Origin of the sequence: Bacteroides salyersiae WAL 10018 = DSM 18765 = JCM 12988 (genome assembly GCF_000381365.1) — a bacterium.
GTDB classification, from domain to species: domain Bacteria; phylum Bacteroidota; class Bacteroidia; order Bacteroidales; family Bacteroidaceae; genus Bacteroides; species Bacteroides salyersiae.
The window spans coordinates 154,211-177,000 of record NZ_KB905468.1 but is presented as its reverse complement, the minus strand read 5'-3'; the positions used below and the strand labels follow the sequence as shown (position 1 = coordinate 177,000).

Here is a 22,790-nt window from a genome sequence, read left to right as displayed (position 1 = left end):
GAGGTATATATTGTAAAAAACTCTACTGCTTCTCTTAAATAATGTTGTAAAACATACTTTTTTGCTTGGATTATTTGCAGATATCCTCAAAAGCCGTACATTTGCAATGTGTTTTTCATAGTATTAGATTTAAGGTTAACAAAGGTTGGAGCAAGGCGTTGCTCCTTTTTTTATGTCTATACCTCTCGTAACTTTCCCTGTTTTTGCTAACTTTGCATGATTTTAAAAACAAAAGAATGATAGTTTGTATTGCCGAAAAGCCCTCTGTGGCACGTGATATTGCTGATATTTTAGGAGCCAGAACCCGGAAAGAAGGGTATATCGAAGGAAACGGATACCAAGTGACTTGGACGTTCGGCCATCTTTGCACTTTGAAAGAACCGCATGAATATACCCCCGGATGGAAATCATGGAGCTTGGGTAGTCTCCCTATGATTCCTCCGCGTTTTGGCATAAAACTGATAGAGAATCCTACTTATGAGAAGCAGTTCCATATCATCGAAGGATTGATGCAACAGGCTGATGAGATCATAAATTGTGGTGATGCCGGGCAGGAAGGGGAATTGATTCAACGCTGGGTGATGCAAAAGGCCGGAGCACGTTGTCCGGTGAAACGTCTCTGGATCTCTTCATTGACAGAAGAAGCTATTAAAGAGGGTTTTGCGAAGTTGAAAGATCAATCGGACTTCCAGTCGTTGTACGAAGCCGGGCTTTCCAGGGCAATGGGAGATTGGTTGTTGGGGATGAATGCTACCCGTTTGTATACTATTAAGTACGGGCAGAACAAGCAAGTTCTTTCTATCGGCCGTGTACAGACTCCTACGCTGGCATTGATCGTCAACCGGCAGTTGGAGATTGAAAACTTCAAGCCGGAGCCTTATTGGGAATTGAAAACGGTCTATCGTGAAACTACATTCTCGGTGACGAAAGGAAAATTCACTTCCAAAGAGGAAGGACTGGAGTTTCTGGAAACGGTAAAACAATCGGATTTTGTGGTGACGGATGTTTCGGCAAAGAAAGGGGTGGAGTATGCACCCCGTCTGTTCGACCTTACTTCACTACAGGTGGAATGCAATAAAAAGTTTGCTTATTCCGCTGATGAGACTCTGAAACTGATCCAGTCGCTTTATGAAAAGAAAGTGACTACCTATCCGCGTGTCGATACGACTTTCCTTAGTGATGATATTTATCCGAAGTGTCCGGCTATTCTGAAGGGGCTGAGGGATTATGAAGTTTTGACTGCACCGTTGGACGGTGCCAAGCTTCCAAAATCCAAAAAAGTATTCGACAGTTCGAAAGTGACCGATCACCACGCTATTATTCCGACCGGAGTATATCCGCAGAATCTGACGGATATGGAACGCCGGGTGTTCGATTTGATTGCCCGCCGTTTTATTGCGGTATTCTATCCCGATTGCAAGGTGTCTACTACCACTGTATTGGGAGAAGTGGATAAGATCGAGTTTAAGGTGACCGGTAAACAGATTCTTGAACCGGGTTGGCGGGTTGTTTTTGCCAAAGAACAGGTTGAGGAGAAAGAGGGGGATGAAGAGCGGGTATTGCCGGTTTTCGTGAAGGGAGAGAGCGGGCCGCATGTGCCGGATTTGAATGAGAAGTGGACACAACCTCCGAAACCCTATACGGAAGCTACCCTGCTTCGTGCCATGGAGACTGCCGGTAAATTGGTGGATAACGATGAGTTGCGCGATGCTTTGAAAGAAAATGGTATTGGCCGTCCGTCAACACGCGCTGCCATTATCGAGACCCTGTTCAAGCGAAACTATATCCGTAAGGAGAAAAAGAATCTGATAGCTACCCCTACGGGTGTGGAACTGATACAACTTATCCATGAGGAACTCCTGAAATCTGCCGAATTGACCGGTATATGGGAGAAGAAATTGCGTGAGATTGAAAAAAGAACTTATGATGCCCGGCAGTTTCTGGAAGAATTGAAACAGATGGTTTCGGAGATTGTGACAAGTGTATTGTCTGATAATACCAACCGTCGCATTACCATACAGGAAGCTGCGGCACAAATAGCAGAAGAAAAGCCGAAGAAAGAGCCCAAAAAACGTACCCGCAAACCGGCTGCTCCAAAAGAAAAGAAGCAGGAAGAGAAGAGTGCGGAAAAGGCAGTTGAAGGATCCGGAAAGGAGGGAGTGCCAGTTACCGGTGAGACGGATCTCTTGGTCGGTCAGCCTTGCCCGGTGTGCGGTAAAGGCACTATTATCAAGGGGAAGGCGGCTTATGGTTGTTCTGAATGGAAGAATGGGTGTACTTTTAGAAGGGCATTCGATTGAGATAGCTTTACAATTACTTGGGAGTTTTGCACGTTTCATGGATGTGAGACGTGCGTCTCGCAACTGTGTGACGATCGTTTCATAATTGTGAAACATGCGTCTCTTAATTGTGAAACGCTTTGAAGAAAGGAGCGAATACGGAAAACATCCGGCAGGTATACCGAATGATCACATCGTTATAGCAAAAGATGATAACCGTTTACAATAAACCTCTCTTTTTTCTGTTTATATACTAAGATTATGTGCCGCAAACTTATCTATATACTTCTACTTTTCCTGCTGGCTTCCTGTGGTGCAGGACGCAGTTTGAAGAGAGCCGAGCAAAGTTATGCCCGCGGCGAATACTTTGATGCAGCCAAATATTATCGGAAAGCCTATGCGGCCACTCCCCCGAAGCAACGGAAACAGCGTGGAGAGATCGCTTATAAGATGGCCGGCTGTTATCGTCTCATCAATTATAATGTGCGTGCCAAAGGGGCTTACATGAATGCCATCCGTTATCACTATCCGGATTCGGTAACCCATTTCTATCTGGCAGAGAGTTTGCGGAAGAATGGCGAGTATAAACCGGCTATTGCCTCCTATAAAACCTATCTCCAATATCGTCCTAATGATACATTGGCGTTGAATGGCCTGCAATCCTGCACTTTGGCACAGGAATGGAAGGAGCACCCTACACGACATATAGTGAAACGGGAAGCCGTTTTCTTCTCCCGGCGCAGCGATTATTCCCCGATGTATGCCGGAGACGATACGGATATCATCTATTTTACTTCCACCCGGAATGAGGCAAAAGGAAATGATCTGAACGGTATCACCGGTATGAAAAGTGCCGATATATTCTCTTCCAAACGTGATGAGAAGAAAAACTGGCAAAAGCCCGAACCGTTGGAGTCGGAAGTGAACAGCGAGTTTGAAGATGGTGCCTGTTCTTTCTCGGCGGATGGTAAAACCATGTATTTTACCCGTTGCCGGACATCGCCCGAGGCACCTGTGTATGCCGAGATATTTGCTTCCGCACGTACCGGAGCCAATTGGGGGACACCGACTAAATGTGCCATTCTGAATGATTCTCTTTCTTCAGTGGCTCATCCTGCCATGTCTCCGGCGGGAGATTTTCTTTATTTTGTATCCGATATGCCCGGCGGATTCGGCGGACTTGATTTGTGGCGCATCAATGTAGTGAAGGACGGTTTCGGATATGTGGATAATCTGGGGCCTGATATCAATACGGCCGGTGACGAGATGTTTCCTACGTTCGGCCCTAAGGGGGAGTTATACTTTTCTTCGAACGGGCATCCCGGTATGGGAGGGCTCGATATATTCTGTGCAGTGCTCGACTCTGTATCCGGGCGGTGGAAAGTGGAAAATATGCGTTCGCCTATTAATTCTGCCGGAGATGATTTCGGTATGACTTATGAGCCGGGGCGGCAGCGTGGTTTTTTCTCTTCCAACCGGGGAGATGCGCGCGGATGGGATCATATTTATAGCTTTGAATTGCCGGAAGTGAATCATACTCTTACCGGCTGGGTATATGATAAAGAAGGCGATGCCCTGCCGGAAGCTATGGTAACCATAGTCGGTGACGACGGTACTTATCTGAAAATAGATGTGAAGAGAGACGGGTCATTCGTTCAACGTCTCAATTCCGGACAGCATTATGTAATGTTGGCCTCTTGCCGTGGTTATCTGAACGGGAAACAGGAACTTGTAACGGATACGGCCCAAGTTGACCGCAGTTATGAGGTTGAATTCCCATTGGCCTCCATTACCCGTCCGGTGCTAATCGAGAATATTTTCTATGAATTCGACCGGGCAGACCTTACCCCTGCATCGACTACTGCGCTTGACGAACTGATCGCTTTGTTGAACGATAACCCGAATGTAACCATCGAGCTTGCTGCTCATTGTGACTATAAAGGAAATGACGCTTACAATGAGCGTCTTTCGCAGAGACGTGCGGAATCGGTTGTTCGCTATTTGATTAAAGGAGGTATTTCCGAAGATCGCCTTACGGCAAAAGGATACGGAGAGAGCAAACCGAAAGTTGTGAATAAGTCGGTGCTGAAGACAGCTCCTTTCTTGAAAGAGGGGAATGTGCTGACAGAGGAATTCATTAAGACACTTACTCCGGAGCAGCAGGAAATATGTAATGCGATTAACCGCCGTACCGAGTTCCAAGTATTGCGTACCACCTACGGATTGTATAAATAAAACTATCTTTTCGAAAACTTGTTCTTCCTTCCATTTGTTCTTATTAAAGATAACGTTAATTCGATATAAGGAATCATGCTGCATCGTTTCTCCTCCTTTCCGGAAAGAGGGAAAGCCATGCGGGATAAGAGTTATGTCGGACTCAGGTTAAAGATTTAATAAAGATAGTAAAGTGATGAAGAAATCAAAAAAAGGAATGGCGGCCTTGATGGCGCTTGCTGCTGCATTTTTAATGTTTGCACAGAAGTCCGAAGCATGTACACGTGCGGTGTATCTTGGACCGGATAATATGGTGATAACCGGGCGTACAATGGATTGGAAAGAAGATATCATGTCCAATCTTTATTTGTTTCCACGTGGTGTAAAGCGGGTCAGTTATGATAAGGGAGAGGTGGTGAACTGGACTTCCAAATATGGAAGTATTGTTGCTTCTGCCTATGATCTCGGTATTTGTGACGGAATGAATGAGAAAGGACTCGTAGCAAGTCTGCTTTTCTTGCCGGAATCAATTTATACGCGTCCGAATGATGCACGTCCGGTGATGGGAATCGGGATCTGGACTCAATATGTGCTTGATAATTTTGCTACAGTGAGTGAGGCTGTGGCAGAATTGAAAAAAGAAACTTTCCGTATCGATGCACCTCATCTGCCCAATGGAGCGGCTTCAACGTTGCACATGGCAATTACCGATGAAACGGGTAATACGGCTGTTTTAGAGTATATCGACGGAAATCTGATTATTCACGAAGGTAAACAATATCAAGTGATGACTAATTCACCACGTTATGATCTTCAGTTGGCTGTGAATGATTATTGGAAGGAAGTGGGTGGTCTGCAAATGTTGCCCGGTACCAATCGTTCGAGCGACCGTTTTGTGCGTGCTTCATTTTATGTACATGCCATACCGCAGACTGCCGATCCGAAAATAGCAGTCCCCAGTGTACTGAGCATAATGCGGAATGTATCTGTGCCATTCGGTATTTCTACTCCGGATAAGCCATATATCTCGTCTACCCGTTGGCGCTCTGTTTCCGACCAAAAGGATCGGGTCTATTACTTTGAGTCGACATTGACTCCCAATCTTTTTTGGATTGATTTAAAGAAGGTAGACTTTAGTCCGAAAGTTGGTGTGAAGAAGTTAACACTGACTAATGGCGAAATTTATGCCGGTGAAGCGAATAAGGATTTTAAGGAAAGCAAAGGCTTTAATTTCCTGTTCAGACTTCCGTAGACAGGGAGTAGTTGGTAGTTAGGAGTTGGTAGTAAGTAGTAAGTAGTTAGTAGTAAGTAGTTAGTAGTTAGTAGTAGGCTGCGCTATATGCCGCATGGAACTTCTAACTCCTTACTCCTAACTACCAACTCCTCACTCCTCACTATTTTCCGTATTCCTTATAAAATTCTACTACCGCTTCGATTCCTTTTCGGAAGATATCCAATGAGAAATTTTCATTGGGAGAATGGATGGCATCTGATTCCAAACCAAATCCCATTAATACGGTTTTGATTCCCAATACCTGTTCAAAAGTAGAGATGATAGGAATGCTTCCTCCACGGCGTACTGCTAACGGTTTCTTGCCGAATGCAACTTCGAATCCCTTTTCAGCAGCTTGGTAAGCCGGAAGGGAAATCGGACATACATACCCTTGTCCGCCATGCATCGGAGTCACTTTAACTTGTACTGTTTCCGGGGCAATGGAACGGATGTAATCTGCAAACAGTTCTGATATTTTATGATGATCCTGGTGGGGAACTAACCGGCAGGATACTTTGGCAAATGCTTTCGAAGGAAGAACTGTTTTGGAGCCTTCACCCGTATATCCTCCCCATATACCGCAAACATCGAATGACGGACGGCAGCTATTACGTTCGAGGGTGCTGTATCCTTTTTCACCGAATAATTCTTTCACCCCGATAGCAGCTTTATATTTCTCTTCATTGAATGGGATGTGTGCAATCATTTCCCGTTCTGCTTGAGGTACTTCCTCCACATCGTCATAGAAACCGGGGGCAGTGATACGACCGTCGGCATCTATCACTTTGCTTATCATGCTACAGAGCACATTGACAGGATTGGCTACCGCACCACCAAAATGTCCGGAATGAAGGTCGCGGTTTGGTCCGGTCACCTCTATTTCCCAATAAGCCAGTCCACGTAGGCCGGTGGTTAATGAGGGCAGGTCGGCGCCCAGCATACTGGTATCCGATACCAATATGATATCTGCTTTCAGTAGTTCTTTGTGCTCTTCACAGAAGGCTTCAAGACTGGGTGAACCAATTTCTTCTTCCCCTTCGAAAATGAATTTCACATTGTTTCTTAATAAGTCGTTTTTGACCAGATATTCAAAAGCTTTCACTTGAATAAATGCCTGCCCTTTGTCGTCATCCGCGCCACGTGCCCAGATATGTCCGTCGCGTACTTCAGGCTCAAACGGTTTACTTTTCCACAATTCTAAAGGTTCGGCCGGCATCACATCATAGTGGGCATATACAAGCACTGTTTTTGCATTCGGGTCTACAATTTTTTGTCCGAATACGATCGGGTTTCCTTGAGAAGGCATTACGATAGCTTCATCAGCCCCCGCCTCCAGTAACAATTGTGTCCAACGTTGTGCACATGCCAGCATATCATCATGGTGCTCCGGTAGTGCACTGATACTTGGGATACGGATGAGGCTGAACAAATCTTCCATCATCTTCGGTTCGTTTACTGCAATATAATCTTTAATATAAGCCATTTTTTAGTAGTTAGTAGTTAGTAGCTGGAATTGGTAGTTGGTGGTTAGTAGTTAGTAGCTGGTAGTCAGTAGTTGGTCTTCAAACAACACGCTGCATAGATTCTAACTACCAGCTCCTAACTCCTAAATTTGTGTCATTCTATCCAATAAGTAATAATCGAGTATTGTCATGGCAGCCATTGCTTCCACGATAGGAACGGCACGTGGTAAAACGCAGGGATCATGGCGTCCGCGTGCTTTCAGAGTGGTGTCGATACCATCGATATTTACGGTTTCCTGTTCCATAAGCACAGTAGCTACCGGTTTGAATGCGACACGGAAAAAAATATCTTGTCCGTTGCTTATACCACCCTGAATTCCTCCTGAGTGGTTAGTACGCGTTTCGATGCGTCCGTTATGATTGTAGAATACATCGTTTTGTTCCGATCCTTTTTGTTTTAAGCCTTTGAAACCGTCTCCATATTCAAACGCTTTGGCTGCATTAATACTCAGCATGGCATTACCCAATGCCGCGTGCAGCTTACCGAACACCGGCTGTCCCAGTCCGATGGGGCATCCTTTGATAACACAAGTCAGTACTCCGCCAATGGTATCGCCTTCTCCTTTTATTTTATAGATAAGATCCTGCATCTCTTTTGCTTTTTCCGGATCCGGGCAACGTACCGGATTGGTCTCAATCAAGTCCAGATCGTAATCTGTATAATTCCCTTCCAACTTGATAGGGCCTACTTGTGATGTATAAGCCGTGATATGAATTCCTAATTGGTTTAATGCTAATTTGGCCAAAGCACCGGCTACAACGCGTGAAATCGTTTCACGGGCCGATGAGCGTCCTCCGCCGCGATGATCCCGGATGCCATACTTCACCTTATAAGTATAGTCCGCATGTGACGGGCGATATACATTTTCCAGATTGTTGTAGTCGTTGGAATGCTGGTTTTCGTTCCATACGATAAAGCCGATAGGGCAACCGGTCGATTTTCCTTCAAAGATACCCGACAGGAATTCCACCTTGTCCGCTTCTTTACGCGAGGTAGTGATAACCGATTGTCCGGGACGACGACGGTCGAGTTCCTTCTGTACGAACTCTTCATCGATCCTGATACCAGCCGGAAAACCGTCTATAACTCCACCGATACCTTTTCCATGTGACTCTCCAAAACTGGTTAGCCTGAATATATTTCCAAATGAATTAAACATGATGTTGTGTGATTTAAGAAATTGTATATTGCAAATATAACAATTTATCCGACACTAAAGTTATTACCTTTACTTTTATTTATCGCTGTTCCGATATTGTTGCGGACTCATACCTGTCAGGCGTTTGAAATATTTTCCAAAGAAAGATACGTTCGGGAAATTCAGAGATTCTGCAATTTCGTGTATCGGTATGTTAGTCGATTTCAATTGTGCTTTGGCATCTACTATGACAACTTCCGAGATAATATCCATAACAGTCTTGCCTGTAACATGTTTTACAGTGTTACTCAAGTGAGTAGGCGTTATATTCATTTGTTTTGCGTAATATGTAATATTTCGTTCTTGAGTATAATGCTGGATAACCAGATGACCAAATGTTTTACATATTTCCTCACTTCTGCTTGAACCTGTTTCGCTTCGGATGGGTTGTTCATGATACATATCACTCAACCTATATAGAATGGAAAGAAGCATGCATTTTAAAATTTCAGGATTGTAAGGAGACCGTTTTTTATAATATACTTTCATCATGAGCCAAAAAAACTCTTCGTAGATAGAGGCAAACTCTTCAGGCAGTGACAAAACCGGATGGCTCTTTGTAATATAAATTAGGTCGATAATAGACTTGTTTTTGTTTAACCCATTGATAAATTCAGAAGAAAATACCATGAAATAAAGTTTTAGATCTCCTTCTATTTTGTTTATCTGGATGATACTTCCTGGTGAAAGGGTTACGAAATCATTCTTCTTTATGGTATACTCGGACAAATTAATACTTGCCTCAATGCTACCATTCATGCACAATACAAATATTTCAGCCTTAAGTCTACACGGATATCGTGTGTATAAGTTCAATATATTAAGATCAATATCGGCATTACTACCTATAACAAAATCTTCTGTTATGTCTATTTTAGGTAATTCTTGTTCCATAATCTTTTGGTTTATTGATGCACAAATATAGGTATATTTTTATAAATAGACTACATTACTTGAGTTATAGAACATAAAAGAAGAAAGATATATTTCCATATACTAATGATTTATAGTTTAAAAAAGAAGGGATACTTTAGTAATAGGATATAAATTAGTAGAAATAGACCTTGTTTAAAAATGGAAACTGTTGTTACTTTGCAGCGTTTTTAATCAATAATGAAAGAATATGAATAAAAGAAGATTACTTTTTGTTGTTGTTTCTGTCTTTCTTTGTGCATTCCAGAGCATTTATGCCGGGAATAAAGACTTGACAAACTGGATAGATGGCGGTAAGGACTATGGAAATAAGTATGCTTATGACACAGGATGGTATGATGCTACTGCTTCAGAATATACGATTTCTACTCCGGCAGAAATGGGGGCTTTTGCGGTAGCAAGTGCAACTGATGCATTCGAAGGTAAAACAGTGAAATTAGCAGCAGACCTTGACATGTCGAAATATGGATGGGTGTCTCTCGGTGCAGCAGGCTTTAAAGGTACATTTGATGGTATGGGACATACCATTACTGCTATGTCGTATAAAGATGAAAGCCAGGCTAAGGCTTGGGGGTTATTTCATACGATCGATGGAGGTACTGTTAAAAATATCGTAATAACCGGAAGTACTTTTGCTAATGAAAAATCGGGTACCAGCTGCCCTTCTGTAGGAGGTATTGCTTCTATCTTAAAAGGGAGTGGTGTAATATCTAATTGCGGATTTTCGGGGACTGTGCATCTTCCGTTTGATAAAGGAGCTGATAATTTGGCTAAGCAAAATGGTTTGGTAGGCGGACTTGTCGGTGTTATCGAATCGGGTACGGTTGTCAATAGCTATGTGATAAATAATGAACCTACTCTTCCTGCTTCCAATGATACCATTTATGGAAATATTGCGGGAAAATCTAATGGAACGATTTCCAATTGTTATTATTTGGAAAATGAAATTTATTTGGGAGCAGTAAATTCAAATCAGGAACAAGGAATTCAAGAGCAAGTGCAGGCAAAAGCGGTTGCAAGCTTTGCTTCTGGTGAAGTGGCTTATTTACTGAATGCAGCTGATGGCAATGCAGGAACTTGGGGACAAGGTGAGAGTATGCCAGTATTTGCTGGAGAAAATATTTCTGCTGTTTACAAAATAAGTTATCCGGAAAAACAGGAATATGGAGTTGTGAATGGTCCGGAGTACGCTTCTGCAGGCGAAACTGTGACTTTGACATCTACAGTGGAGGACGGTTATCTTATTAAAGATTTGGCTGTAACTGGTACAAAATTAGTGAATTATTCTACTTTTGTAATGCCTGCCAGCGACGTGAATGTTACATATTCAGTTGAAGCATTCTCTTCCAGTAGTATTGTAGCTTTCCCGGCTGAAGATATAAAAGGTGCTTCGTTCGTTGCAAAATGGAACAAGGTGGATGGAGCGACCGGTTATAAGATCACAGTGAAAAAAGAAGGTGTTGTCTTGGATGCTTACAATGCACTTGCTGTAGGAGATGTTACTTCTGTTATTGTAGAAGGGTTGAGACAAAATACGACTTATACTTATACTGTACAATCTGTAAAAGGTGAAACAACTTCTTTGGCTTCAAATGAAATAGTTGTGACTACGGGTGAAGTGTCTGCAAAAGTGGTTTCGGTAGATGGACGGGAAGTTTTGGTTGCTTGGGAAGTTGTTGAAGGTGCTGATCATTATGGCGCTACCATTACCGGTAAGTCGGGTCTGGTTAGCAGTGTGGAAACAACTGATTGTGAATACTTGTTTAGAGGATTGGATATTTCTGTAACTTATACTCTTGTTGTTGTCGCTTACAATCAGGAAGGTGATGCTATAACTACTTCTTTGCCGGTTGCGGTAACTACTGGAGTAGATTATGGAACTCAGTTAACAAATAGTACTTTTGAAGCTTGGGAAAAAGAAGGGGATGAAGCCGAACCTGTAGGATGGAACTCATTTATGAGTGGTGGTGGTAGTTTGGCTGGATTTACGAAGAATGTGCATATGGAGAAATCTGAGATTGTGCGTCCGGGAAGTAATGGCAGTCAGAGCGTTCGTATTTGGACGAAAGCCGTATTCGGAGTTCCTGCTAATGGTAATTTGACTTGCGGTAAAATCAATTCCGGTAGTATGGTAGCAACTGATCAGGCCAATCATAACAGAACTATAATGGAGGAACCGGAGTTTAATCAACCATTGAATGGTGCTCGCCCAGATTCGTTAACTGTATGGGTGAATTTCTCTTATAGCGGCAGTACTGCATGGACGGCTCGTGTGGCAGCTACGATACACGATGCGTATAATTATGCTGATCCGTCTGCAACATTAGATTCTTTGCACGCTGTGGCAAAAGCGGAGATGAATTATCCGGCTGTGTCTCCAAGTGGTGGCTGGCAACGTCTTTCTATTCCTTTTGATTATGAATTGAAAAATTTTGATGCTTTCTATGAGAAGATGAATAATAGTCAATATTGGAAAGACTCATTGAAAGTAGATAAGTTTGAAAGACCGACTTCTGCTGATTATATGTTGGTTACATTTGCCACAAATTCAACTCCGGGTAAAGGAACAGATGGAGATCAGGTATTGATTGATGATATGTTGCTTATCTATAAACCGGTCTTGAAATTAACGAAGAGTGTTTATCAACCGGGAGAAAAGATAACTGTTGATTATACTTTGGTGGGTACAATGTCTCCTTCCAATATAGATAAGAAGGCTAATGTCGTTTCATTGGAATTGTCTGATGCAACAGGAAGCTTTGCAAATCCGAAAGTTCTGACTGAAATTGTAACAGATAAGAGCGGGCAACTTATTGCTGATATAGAAGAGGATTTGATGGCTGGCAATTATAAAGTTCGTGTGGTTACTACCAACTATCCGATGGTATCTGAAGAGTTTTGTGTTGCTACCGGAGTACCTGCAGTGAATGTGGCAGCTGCTACTGATATTGAAGGAAGTGCATTTGTTGCTAACTGGGAAGTACCTTCCGTAGAACCGACAAAATATTTGTTAACTGTTAAGCAGGGCGATATTATTGTTGGGGAATACAATGATAAAGAAGTAGGAAATGTGACAAGCTACAATGTAGAAGGTTTGACGGAAAATACCACTTATACTTATGTAGTGAAGGCTGTTTATGATAAGGTAACATCAGGTGCTTCACAAGCTATTGAGGTGGTTACTGTTCCTGTTATAAAAGGAGCGGTTGCTACGGACATTGAAGAAAATGCATTTGTTGCTAATTGGGAAGCTCCTGTTTCAATACAACCTACTAACTATTTACTGACAGTGAAAGAAGGGGATGCTGTGGTAGAAGCTTATGTGGAGAAAGAGGTTGGAACTGTTCTAAATTGTAAGGTAGAAGGTCTTAAAAAGAATACAGTTTATACATATACCGTAAAAGCCGTTTATGGTAAGAATGTAGCGAAAGCTTCCGAACCGATTGAAGTGAGAACTTTAGTCGCTACAACGAAAGCATTAGCCGCAACAGATATTGAGGAAAATGCCTTTGTTGCTAATTGGGAAGTTCCCGTTTCTATGGAACCGACAAACTATCTTTTGACGGTGAAAGAGGGGGATGAAGTCGTAGAGGGATATAAAGATTTAAATGTTGCTGCTGTAACAAGCTATAAGGTAGAAGGCTTGAAAGTAAATACGGCTTATACTTATACTGTGAAAGCTGTTTACGGTGAACTTATATCTAAGGTTTCTAATGAGATAACTGTTACTACATTGGTACCTGCAGTGAAAGCATTGGATGCAACTGAAATCGAAGAGAATGCATTTGTTGCTAACTGGACAGCTCCTGATTCTATGGAACCAACCCAATATCTTCTTACAGTGAAAGAAGGTGATGCCGCAGTAGAAGGATACAATGACTTGGAAGTTGGAACTGTAGTAACTTATAAAGTAGAAAACTTGAAAGTAAATACGGCTTATACTTATACAGTAAAAGCTGTTTATGGTGAACAGGTTTCGAAAGAATCTAATAGAGTTGAAGTTACCACTTTGGTGCCTGCTGTAAAAGCATTGGCTGCAACAGAAATAAATATTACAACTTTTGTAGCTAATTGGGAAACTCCTGCTTCTATGGAGCCTACCAACTACTTGCTCACAGTGAAAGAAGACGATGCTATCGTAGAAGGATATAATGATTTAGAGGTTGGAATAGTAACAAGTTATAAAGTTGAAGGTCTGAAATCGAATACTGCTTATACGTATACGGTCAAGGCAGTTTATAATGATAAACTTTCGTTAGCTTCCGAAGCAATAGAAGTGACTACTCTAAAAGCTGTAGGTATTGGAAATATGACGGCAAACAATGCGATTTCCGTTTATCCGAATCCGGCAGTTGAATCTCTTTATATTGATGGAGTAACCGAGAATAGCGAATATGTAATTTATGATATATCCGGTAAAGCTATTGATGAAGGAACTCTTTTAATTAATAAAGTAGATGTTAGTAGTCTTAAGACGGGTATGTATTTTATTGAAACAGAATCAGGTAAAACTAAATTTATTAAAAAATAAAGTAGAAAACTGATTTAGAATCTATATTATAAAAGAAAAATTCCCTCAAGTGCATTTCATTTTTGCACTTGAGGGATATTTTTTGTTGTAATGTATTGAAACCATTCGTTCCATATGGATGAAACTATTCGTTTCTACTATACGGAACCATTAGTTTCATCGTATTGCAACTAATAGTTTCATTACTGCAGAACTGATATGAAAGTTATTGGTAATATTAAATATATGTTTTTAAATCAGATAATATTCTGATAAAGATCGTAGCTGCGAATAGATATATCTCGATAGGGATAATTTGACCACTAATAACAACACTTATGGGAAATGCAAGGAGAGACAAGCAAGTGAGGCTTAGCCATATTTTTATCCATTTGGCAGTACTGTTTCTTTTGAAGACGAATGCCAACATTAAATTAGTAGGTAATGCCCATAAAATGTTGCAATTACTGTTTACTAATTCTATTTCTGAAGTAATGATGAGGCTGATCAAGAGACATCCGAATATTCCACTGAGAAAAAATAACAATCTGTCAAACCATATATATTGTTTTCCTTTTTTTAATTGTAAATAAGAGAGGATGCATGCAATCAATAGCAGTAGAGAAAAAAAACTTTGTGTAATGGCAGTATTGGGTGCTTGTTTGAATACGGTAGGAGAACAAATCTTGTGCGAAGCCATGAGTATTGGTTCATTATTCTGACGTACTTCTTTCAAGAGCTCTATTAGACCGCCAGGATTGAAGGCTGCTTGGTATAAACTTATTGGATCGTCTGCTTTAGGACCGATCACAACGTTAAATAATAGATGTAACCAGCTATTTTGTAATGGATCTGATTGCTCGATGTCTCGATAAGTCTGATTGATGTTATTCACTTGAAAAGCATCCTTATCCCATTTACATTGTTTGAATAACACGTCTCTTAACTGTGTGCTACAATTGTTTGTTGGAACTTTGAATTTGTAAAAGCGATCTCCACTAATGAGGATTCGGTTTAATTCTTCCCATAGGCTTTGTTTTTGTTCTTTGCTGATATTTAAATAGTATTCATTAATGCCTCTTCCATCGTTTTTATATCGATCGGCGAATTTCTTAAAAGGTTCTCCATCCAGATATGATATAACTGTTCCTTGGAGGATTTTGTACGCGAAGAAAGACTGTTTATCTGAATATGATCCGAAATTAAAGATTACATCTATATTTAAAGTGGCATCTTGAATGCGTAGTGCACTATGTCCAAAACCTCCTTCGTAATCCGGAGTAGCCGAACAGGTAATAACAGAAACAAAAGCTTTTTCAGAAAGCTGTGGGAGCGATATTGACTGGGCGGATAGAATAATAGGAAGGATGGCCAAAGTAAAGAAAAGGGCCTTGAAGAGAGTGCTTTTGTATGACATATCTATTCTTAATTGTGGATGATTATAAAAGTCAAACTCCATCTACAGATTGTAATTATAATCTGTGATGGAGCTTGATTTGGGAATGATTGTGAAATTTATTTTTTTATGAATTTCACCGTGTTATCTCCTATTTTGATCAGATATATACCTCTTTGTAAAGCTGTTACATTGATCTCTTTGGTATTTAAGATACCTGATAGAGTTTGTACACCGGTTATGTTATAAATGTTATATTTTTGATTTTCTGCTCCTTCTACGATAAGCGCATCTATTTCAGCATTGTAATACACAACTGGTTTTTCTGTAGTAGTGCTTTGTATTCCGCTTCCACTTGTTTGGGTTCCTTCAAATGTAACGTCGACTATTAATTGTGCGGGGTATGTCGTCTCTACAACAAGAATCAATGATATCTCTTTATCTACTATTGTGGATCTGTTTAGATCTACACTAACTTCACCGATAGGGTCCGGTAAATTGACTTTAACATCTTCTTTGGGAAGAAGGACGATTGTATTTCCGTCTTTCTGTAATTCTACACTTGGGATTATGATATCTCCGAGTTCTATGGTTGAACCCCCGACAGAAAACTTAAAATTTCTGATTTCTAATCTGATATGATTATCATCTTCTGCTATGATATAAATGTCTTCCGTACTGTCCCCTGCGGGCATTCCTCCTACTTTTACCCCCAATGTACCATTGTACGTACCAGCAGCTTCCTGGCTTTGTGCATAACTAAGATTAGGCATTACGATTGCAATAAAAGCAATCATTACTTTAAGTAATTTTTGTTTCATAATAATTCTTTTTAAACGTTTATGTTTAGAACACATAGGCGAATCCTAAGTTCGCATATATCGGATACATATCAAATGTGATAGTATCGAAATCTTTTTTAAAAATAGACATCATTCCCCATGTCACATTCCCAGTTACGTTCAAATGCGAAAATGCTCTCCATTGGGCTCCTAATTGTAGTCCCCACTGGAAAGAACGTAGGTCATTATTGAAATCATAGGTAGCGGATAGAACATTAACTTTCTCACCTGTAGGATCTACATCTCTGATATAGCCGTCATAAGCAGTTCCGAAGAATTCTCCGGAAGTAAGATAAGAAAACCAAGGACCTAACTCTAATTCCCATCGTTTACTGACTTTATAAATAGCCAGAACTGGAATTGTCAGTAAAGATTGCTTTACGGTAGTAGTTACTCCACCAGTCCATTGTCCTTCCATTTCCCCTCCGTCACTGGCTATCATTTTCATATGATAGTTTTTTACGGTAGCATCGGTTTTCATACCTTTTGTTTCTAAACGTATTCCGGTACTTATTCCCCATTTATTATTAAATGTCTTTACGACGTCTCCTTCAATAGAAAAGGCAGTTGTAGGATTATAACTGTTAATTTTTCTGATTTCTGCCGGTAGGGGCAGGGGAGAAGTGCCTCCAATGTTAAATCCGGCTTTTAATCGATATTCTAATCCTTTAGTCAACGATTTTAATATACTCTGGTTTCTTTCCTCTTGTGCTTGTACTATTGTTGTATAGCAACCGATACTAAGCAGAAGTAACAAGGAAATTATCTTTTTATTCATTTTATATTTGTATTATTCGTTATCACCTTCAAGTATTAATTTGGCTTCATCTATGATCAGTGTACTACCTACGGCACCTTCAAAGTAAGCTCCGTTCCGGCTCGATGAAAATACTACTGCCATATAATATTCCCCTTTTGATAACTTTTCACGATCAGGGTCTTTGCGATAGTCAAAAGGAATATATAAATTTTTATATTCTTTACTTGGCTCAGGAGCATTTACTCGCGCAATACCTATAATACAATCTTCATTGAAATTGATAGAGCCGTCCAGCTTTTTACCATCTGCTGACTCATAAAGTATGGCATATAAATCAAAAACATCGGTTTTGTTTTCAATGACATTTTGATCTTTATCTGTGAACTCTTTTCCCGGTGTATACTGATACCATACAGAAAATGCTATCGGTTTACGATTGAAAGCCATTGGCATACCGAATTGAGTTGCTTCCAGAGGCTTAGGTATAGCTATTTGTGTATCGAATGAACCTATGAAAAGATTTCCGGCGGCAATAGGCATACCTACCATTACTCCAAAAGCACCAGTAGTCTTAGTTTCGAGTTTCACACCTTTTCCTATATAACCTTTATCGTATGAAACGGTGGGATGTGTAAAAGGGTCATCGCTTCCTATAATTGCATATACGGGATTTGCTGTTGCCCATATTGGTTGTTCCTGTCCGGCATCGGTTATTTCATAAAATTCATACCATTTTTTACCATTGGTTCCTTCTTTGATTCTCCAATGCTCAAAACTGAATTGAGGTTTTACATTAGTGGTATCCACAAATACTTTATACTCCTTTTGCCATAGTCCGTCTTGAGAGGTGACAATGTAAGTTTGAGGTTCAGAGAAGTCTCGTACCGTACCATTCGGTGGATAAATAGTGGCTCCTTCAGTTAAAGAGAAAGAAGGCGCTATCTGTTTGATACCATCTTTTATATTCGAATAAGCCATAAGTATAACACTGTTATTTGTTATGGTAGGATCTGATTTTAAAATGCTGGGATCGGGCAGTACACATGATATAATATCTGCTTCTGCATTGGGTGCTTCGTCTTGGATACAAGAACCGAGGCATAAACTAATGCATATACTCGTTATTATTGTTTTTAATTTCATTATATTTTATTGGTTATGAATTTATTAAGATGGAATATTCGTAAAAAACTGTGGTGCAAAGTTAAGTTTAAAATTCTACTTATCAAATCTTGGTTTGTCTTTTTATGTTCTTTTTATACTATTTCTTTAAAAGTGGAGACTGAAAATCAATATAATAGGTCTATTTTTAAAATTTAGTGTTCCAATCCTAAAGTAATATGATTCTGATCGAATGATTCTACTTTCATCAATTCTTTATTTTTCTCGGTATTTCTGAACTAATTAGAGTTTATTGAGTTTTTATTAATGAAATAATTGAAGTAGCTTTTTATATTCTAAATGTTAAATTATCTATGGAATATTGAATAAATTTGAGATTTATAATGGAATATTTTGTATTGAAAAACTGGCAAAATTGTTGAGTGGTTTTAATCATATTCTGCTTATAAAATCTGAAACTTTAGTGTATATAAAGAGTATATTCATTACATTTGTAGCAATTAATATAGCAAAGTCATGATTGAATCGGAAAGGAAACAGATAATCGATTTGGTGAGGCGTGAGGTGATTCCGGCTATTGGCTGTACAGAACCTATTGCGGTAGCGTTGTGTGTGGCAAAAACTGTAGAAACACTGGGAACGAAGCCGGAGAATATAAAAGTGTTTTTGAGTGCCAACATTTTGAAAAATGCAATGGGGGTAGGTATTCCTGGAACGGGGATGATCGGTTTGCCTATCGCTGTGGCCTTGGGGGCTATTATCGGAAAGTCGGAGTATCAGCTTGAAGTATTAAAGGATAGTACACCGGAGGCTGTAAAGTTGGGAAAACAGTATATAAATGAGAAGCGTGTCTGTATTTCGTTGAAAGAAGGTATTGCGGAAAAACTTTATATTGAAGTGCTTTGCGAAGCAGAAGGGAAAGTAGCTACGGCAATTATTGCCGGTGGGCATACCACCTTTATATATATAGCACGCGGTGAAGAAATATTGTTTAGTAAACAACCTGTCGGAACAGAAGAACAGGACGAGCAGAACTTGGACCTGAACTTAAAGAAAGTTTATGATTTTGCTTTAACCGCCCCGTTGGAGGAGATCCGTTTTATTCTTGAGACAGCCCGGTTGAACAAAGCTGCTGCCGAGAGCTCTTTTCAGGGAGATTACGGGCATGCTTTGGGAAAGGTACTTCGTGGACGGTATGAGCATCAGATAATGGGCGACAGTGTCTTTTCTCATATTCTTTCTTATACTTCGGCAGCTTGTGATGCCCGTATGGCAGGAGCTATGATTCCGGTAATGAGCAATTCGGGTAGTGGTAACCAGGGAATATCAGCAACTTTACCTGTTCTGATTTTTGCAGAAGAGAATGGCAAATCGGAAGAGGAACTTATCCGCGCCTTAATGTTAAGCCATCTCACGGTGATTTACATAAAACAGAGTCTGGGGCGTTTATCCGCGCTCTGTGGTTGTGTAGTAGCAGCTACCGGTTCGAGCTGTGGCATTACGTGGCTGATGGGAGGAAAGTATGAACAAGTTGCTTATGCAGTACAAAATATGATCGCCAATTTGACGGGAATGATTTGTGACGGTGCAAAGCCCAGTTGTTCATTGAAAGTAACGACCGGTGTTTCTACCGCAGTTCTTTCAGCCGTAATGGCCATGGAAAATCGATGCGTGACATCTGTGGAAGGGATTATCGATGAAGATGTCGATCAAAGTATCCGTAACTTGACCCGTATCGGTTCGCAAAGTATGAATGAGACGGACAGGGTGGTATTGGATATTATGACTCACAAACGCTGTTAGCCAAAAGCTTGTTTTAGTTGAAAGTTGAAAATTGAAAGTTGAAAGTTAGCTGCGCTATTATGCTGCATAGTAACTTTCAATTTTCAACTTTCAACTATTAATGGCATCCGCAGCCTTCGCCGCATTCATGGTCACCGCAGTCGCTGCCACAATCACCACAACCGCAGCTGCAACCGCCGCCGCCCATCATGTTTACGATTTCCTGTATTTCTTCGTTGGTGGCCGGACGGCTTTCAATTACTTCACCGACAAAAGTCAGATCAGCACCTGCCAACGGGTGGTTCATGTCAACTACTACTACATCGGGTTTCACTTCCACTACTGTTCCGTTCATGCGACGGCCCTCGGAATCCATTAAAGGTACTACATTACCTGCAAAGATACGTTCGTTATCGAATTTGCCGTCGATTTCGAAAATATGTTTGGGTAAATCCAGTACATGTTCTTCGTTGTACTCGCCATAAGCATCCTGAGATGAAATGGTGAAGTCGAATTTATCTCCTTTATTAAGTGGGGCTATCTGGCTTTCAAAAGCTTCGAGTGTAGTACCCAAGCCGGAAATGAATTGGAATGGATGCTCTGCTTTGGCTTCTTCTACTAAATCTTTTTCTCCATCTTCTGTAGTGTACAGTTTATACGCTACGGTGATGTACTTGTTTTCTGCTGTTTCCATTTATTTTTGTATATAGTTAGTAATTGCGGATATCCGCGTAGCTGCAAAGATACGAATAATTTATTAGGCAGTCAGAATACACTATGTAAATTTCAGATTATTAAGCGCTTTTATCACAATTCGGTTGCACTTGAAAAATGGTTCCTTTTAGAACTATAAAGTGATAAAATTAGATATAAAACCCCTCTTTTCTTACGATTATTCAATTTTAGGTGATTTTTTTCTTCAATTTGTTTGGATATAATAAAAAAGCCCTTACCTTTGCAGCACAATTAACAGAAGAAATAAGATATGAATACTCGTACATCTATTAACCTGGCAGTCCTGCATATTATTCGCGTCGTGGTGGTCACATCAAGAGCGTGAGAAAGGTTGTGTATGTATTCGTACCATAAAATGAAATAATTAGAGCCTTTCTCACTATCGTGGGGAAGGCTCTTTAATTAAAAAGAAATCAGGAAATGAAAAAGCAATTACGCAGTTCATTCAGTACGCAAGGCCGCCGCATGGCAGGTGCCCGCGCTTTATGGGGGGCCAACGGTATGAAAAAAGAACAGATGGGGAAGCCCATTATCGCTATCGTGAATTCGTTTACGCAGTTTGTGCCCGGACATGTACATTTACATAAAATAGGACAATTGGTGAAAGCGGAGATTGAAAAATTAGGCTGTTTTGCTGCGGAATTCAATACGATTGCTATTGATGACGGTATTGCCATGGGCCATGACGGTATGCTCTATTCGCTTCCTTCCCGTGATATTATAGCAGATAGCGTAGAGTATATGGTGAATGCCCACAAGGCGGATGCAATGGTGTGTATCAGCAATTGTGATAAAATTACTCCGGGAATGCTGATGGCTGCCATGCGATTGAACATCCCTACCGTATTTGTATCGGGGGGGCCGATGGAGGCCGGTGAATGGAACGGTCAGCATCTTGATTTAATCGATGCTATGATCAAATCGGCCGATGACAGTGTAAGTGATAGCGATGTGGCTGATATAGAAAGAAATGCTTGTCCTACTTGTGGTTGTTGTTCGGGTATGTTTACGGCAAACTCGATGAACTGTCTGAATGAAGCCATCGGGTTGGCGCTTCCCGGCAACGGAACGATTGTAGCTACTCATGAGAACCGTACCGAACTCTTCAAGGACGCTGCTAAACTGATTGTGGAGAATGCTTTTAAATATTACGAAGAAGGAGACGAGAGTGTATTGCCCCGGAGCATCGCTACCCGTGAGGCTTTCTTGAATGCCATGACGCTCGATATCGCTATGGGAGGATCTACGAATACGGTTCTTCATCTGTTGGCCATTGCCCATGAGGCGGAAGTCGATTTTAAGATGGATGATATCGATATGTTGTCCCGTAAAAGTCCTTGTCTGTGTAAAGTGGCTCCTAATACGCAGAAATATCACATTCAGGACGTGAACCGTGCAGGAGGTATTATAGCCATTATGAACGAGTTGGCAAAAGGAGGGCTCGTAGATACGACTGTCCGTCGGGTGGATGGTATGACATTGGCCGGGGCGATTGATAAGTTCTGCATTACCAGTCCGAATGTTTGTGAGAAAGCGTTGAAAAAATATGCAAGTGCGGCAGCCGGAAAATTCAATCTCGTATTGGGCTCTCAGGATACTTATTATAAGGAGCTCGACACGGACCGTGCCGGCGGATGTATCCGTGATTTGGAACACGCTTATAGCAAAGACGGCGGATTGGCTGTCTTGAAAGGAAATATAGCTCAAGACGGTTGTGTTGTGAAGACAGCCGGTGTAGACGAGAGTATCTGGAAATTTACCGGTCCGGCCAAAGTTTTCGATTCGCAAGAAGCTGCTTGTGAAGGTATTTTAGGTGGAAAAGTGGTCAGTGGCGATGTGGTCGTCATTACGAATGAGGGGCCCAAGGGTGGTCCGGGAATGCAGGAAATGTTGTATCCCACCTCTTATATTAAGTCCAGACATTTAGGAAAAGAGTGTGCGTTGATTACTGATGGCCGTTTTAGTGGCGGAACATCGGGATTGAGTATCGGACACATTTCTCCGGAGGCTGCGGCCGGTGGGAATATCGGTAAGATACAAGACGGAGACTGGATTGAAATAAACATTCCTGAGCGTACTATCAATGTGAAACTGACTGATGAAGAACTGGCTGCGCGTCCGATGGCTCCGGTAACTCGGGAACGGTTTGTTCCGAAGAGTCTGAAAGCTTATGCCAGCATGGTGAGCTCTGCTGATAAGGGAGCGGTGAGAATGATTTAGAA

At 41.1% G+C, this 22,790-nt stretch carries 13 protein-coding genes and 1 pseudogene; 6 read left to right on the top strand and 8 right to left on the bottom strand.

The window, feature by feature from the left end; genetic code table 11:
* Positions 1–236 precede the first annotated feature (236 nt).
* The 3 genes and pseudogenes from HMPREF1532_RS18610 to HMPREF1532_RS18600 all read left to right on the top strand — a co-directional run.
* A pseudogene (locus tag HMPREF1532_RS18610) lies at positions 237–2,118 on the top strand (DNA topoisomerase 3); the annotation flags it as partial.
* Positions 2,119–2,540: 422 nt separating this feature from the next.
* Positions 2,541–4,514, top strand: a complete 1,974-nt coding sequence (porE, locus tag HMPREF1532_RS18605) for a PorE family type IX secretion system protein (protein ID WP_005933469.1) — start codon at positions 2,541–2,543, stop codon at positions 4,512–4,514.
* 175 nt (positions 4,515–4,689) lie between these two features.
* A complete protein-coding gene (locus HMPREF1532_RS18600) occupies positions 4,690–5,745 on the top strand; it encodes a linear amide C-N hydrolase (RefSeq protein ID WP_005933468.1) in 1,056 nt (351 codons plus the stop codon).
* 142 nt (positions 5,746–5,887) lie between these two features.
* Here the strand turns inward: HMPREF1532_RS18600 and HMPREF1532_RS18595 are convergent, their stop codons facing one another.
* The 3 genes from HMPREF1532_RS18595 to HMPREF1532_RS18585 form a co-directional block, all read right to left on the bottom strand.
* Positions 5,888–7,249 (bottom strand): dipeptidase, encoded by a 1,362-nt coding sequence (locus HMPREF1532_RS18595; protein WP_005933467.1) that lies wholly within the window; start codon positions 7,247–7,249, stop codon positions 5,888–5,890.
* Positions 7,250–7,372: 123 nt separating this feature from the next.
* Complete coding sequence (gene aroC / locus HMPREF1532_RS18590; protein ID WP_005933466.1) at positions 7,373–8,449, bottom strand: chorismate synthase; 1,077 nt, start codon at positions 8,447–8,449, stop codon at positions 7,373–7,375.
* 75 nt (positions 8,450–8,524) lie between these two features.
* The gene (locus tag HMPREF1532_RS18585; protein WP_005933465.1) at positions 8,525–9,382 is read right to left on the bottom strand and encodes a helix-turn-helix domain-containing protein; all 858 of its coding nucleotides are present in this window, start codon (positions 9,380–9,382) and stop codon (positions 8,525–8,527) included.
* A 229-nt stretch (positions 9,383–9,611) separates the two neighbouring features.
* Between HMPREF1532_RS18585 and HMPREF1532_RS18580 the strand changes: the two genes are divergently transcribed.
* Positions 9,612–13,952, top strand: coding sequence for a fibronectin type III domain-containing protein (locus HMPREF1532_RS18580; protein WP_005933462.1), 4,341 nt, complete (start codon positions 9,612–9,614; stop codon positions 13,950–13,952).
* A gap of 217 nt (positions 13,953–14,169) precedes the next feature.
* Here HMPREF1532_RS18580 and HMPREF1532_RS18575 read toward each other — a convergent pair whose 3' ends face one another.
* Genes HMPREF1532_RS18575 through HMPREF1532_RS18560 form a run of 4 tightly spaced genes read right to left on the bottom strand, consistent with a single transcriptional unit; the run spans position 14,170 to position 17,907 of the window.
* Positions 14,170–15,390 (bottom strand): lipoprotein N-acyltransferase Lnb domain-containing protein, encoded by a 1,221-nt coding sequence (locus HMPREF1532_RS18575; RefSeq protein WP_005933457.1) that lies wholly within the window; start codon positions 15,388–15,390, stop codon positions 14,170–14,172.
* A gap of 56 nt (positions 15,391–15,446) precedes the next feature.
* Positions 15,447–16,148, bottom strand: coding sequence for a calycin-like domain-containing protein (locus HMPREF1532_RS18570; protein ID WP_005933455.1), 702 nt, complete (start codon positions 16,146–16,148; stop codon positions 15,447–15,449).
* A 25-nt stretch (positions 16,149–16,173) separates the two neighbouring features.
* The gene (locus HMPREF1532_RS18565) at positions 16,174–16,947 is read right to left on the bottom strand and encodes a porin family protein (RefSeq protein WP_005933452.1); all 774 of its coding nucleotides are present in this window, start codon (positions 16,945–16,947) and stop codon (positions 16,174–16,176) included.
* A gap of 12 nt (positions 16,948–16,959) precedes the next feature.
* Positions 16,960–17,907, bottom strand: coding sequence for a PCMD domain-containing protein (locus HMPREF1532_RS18560; protein ID WP_244266445.1), 948 nt, complete (start codon positions 17,905–17,907; stop codon positions 16,960–16,962).
* 660 nt (positions 17,908–18,567) lie between these two features.
* Here HMPREF1532_RS18560 and HMPREF1532_RS18555 point away from each other — a divergent pair.
* Positions 18,568–19,854 (top strand): L-cysteine desulfidase family protein, encoded by a 1,287-nt coding sequence (locus HMPREF1532_RS18555; RefSeq protein WP_005933446.1) that lies wholly within the window; start codon positions 18,568–18,570, stop codon positions 19,852–19,854.
* Between the two features lie 97 nt (positions 19,855–19,951).
* Here HMPREF1532_RS18555 and HMPREF1532_RS18550 read toward each other — a convergent pair whose 3' ends face one another.
* A complete protein-coding gene (locus tag HMPREF1532_RS18550) occupies positions 19,952–20,527 on the bottom strand; it encodes an FKBP-type peptidyl-prolyl cis-trans isomerase (RefSeq protein WP_005933444.1) in 576 nt (191 codons plus the stop codon).
* 461 nt (positions 20,528–20,988) lie between these two features.
* On the opposite strand from HMPREF1532_RS18550, the gene ilvD reads away from it, so the two are divergent.
* A complete protein-coding gene (ilvD, locus tag HMPREF1532_RS18545) occupies positions 20,989–22,788 on the top strand; it encodes a dihydroxy-acid dehydratase (RefSeq protein ID WP_005933441.1) in 1,800 nt (599 codons plus the stop codon).
* Positions 22,789–22,790 lie beyond the last annotated feature (2 nt).

Coding starts and splice junctions, on each gene's coding strand:
- HMPREF1532_RS18585 (WP_005933465.1), bottom strand. CDS start 9,382: ATGGAACAAGAATTACCTAAAATAGACATAACAGAAGATTTTGTTATA.
- porE (WP_005933469.1), top strand. CDS start 2,541: ATGTGCCGCAAACTTATCTATATACTTCTACTTTTCCTGCTGGCTTCC.
- HMPREF1532_RS18550 (WP_005933444.1), bottom strand. CDS start 20,527: ATGGAAACAGCAGAAAACAAGTACATCACCGTAGCGTATAAACTGTAC.
- HMPREF1532_RS18600 (WP_005933468.1), top strand. CDS start 4,690: ATGAAGAAATCAAAAAAAGGAATGGCGGCCTTGATGGCGCTTGCTGCT.
- HMPREF1532_RS18555 (WP_005933446.1), top strand. CDS start 18,568: ATGATTGAATCGGAAAGGAAACAGATAATCGATTTGGTGAGGCGTGAG.
- aroC (WP_005933466.1), bottom strand. CDS start 8,449: ATGTTTAATTCATTTGGAAATATATTCAGGCTAACCAGTTTTGGAGAG.
- ilvD (WP_005933441.1), top strand. CDS start 20,989: ATGAAAAAGCAATTACGCAGTTCATTCAGTACGCAAGGCCGCCGCATG.
- HMPREF1532_RS18580 (WP_005933462.1), top strand. CDS start 9,612: ATGAATAAAAGAAGATTACTTTTTGTTGTTGTTTCTGTCTTTCTTTGT.
- HMPREF1532_RS18595 (WP_005933467.1), bottom strand. CDS start 7,249: ATGGCTTATATTAAAGATTATATTGCAGTAAACGAACCGAAGATGATG.
- HMPREF1532_RS18560 (WP_244266445.1), bottom strand. CDS start 17,907: ATGGCTTATTCGAATATAAAAGATGGTATCAAACAGATAGCGCCTTCT.
- HMPREF1532_RS18570 (WP_005933455.1), bottom strand. CDS start 16,148: ATGAAACAAAAATTACTTAAAGTAATGATTGCTTTTATTGCAATCGTA.
- HMPREF1532_RS18575 (WP_005933457.1), bottom strand. CDS start 15,390: ATGGAGTTTGACTTTTATAATCATCCACAATTAAGAATAGATATGTCA.
- HMPREF1532_RS18565 (WP_005933452.1), bottom strand. CDS start 16,947: ATGAATAAAAAGATAATTTCCTTGTTACTTCTGCTTAGTATCGGTTGC.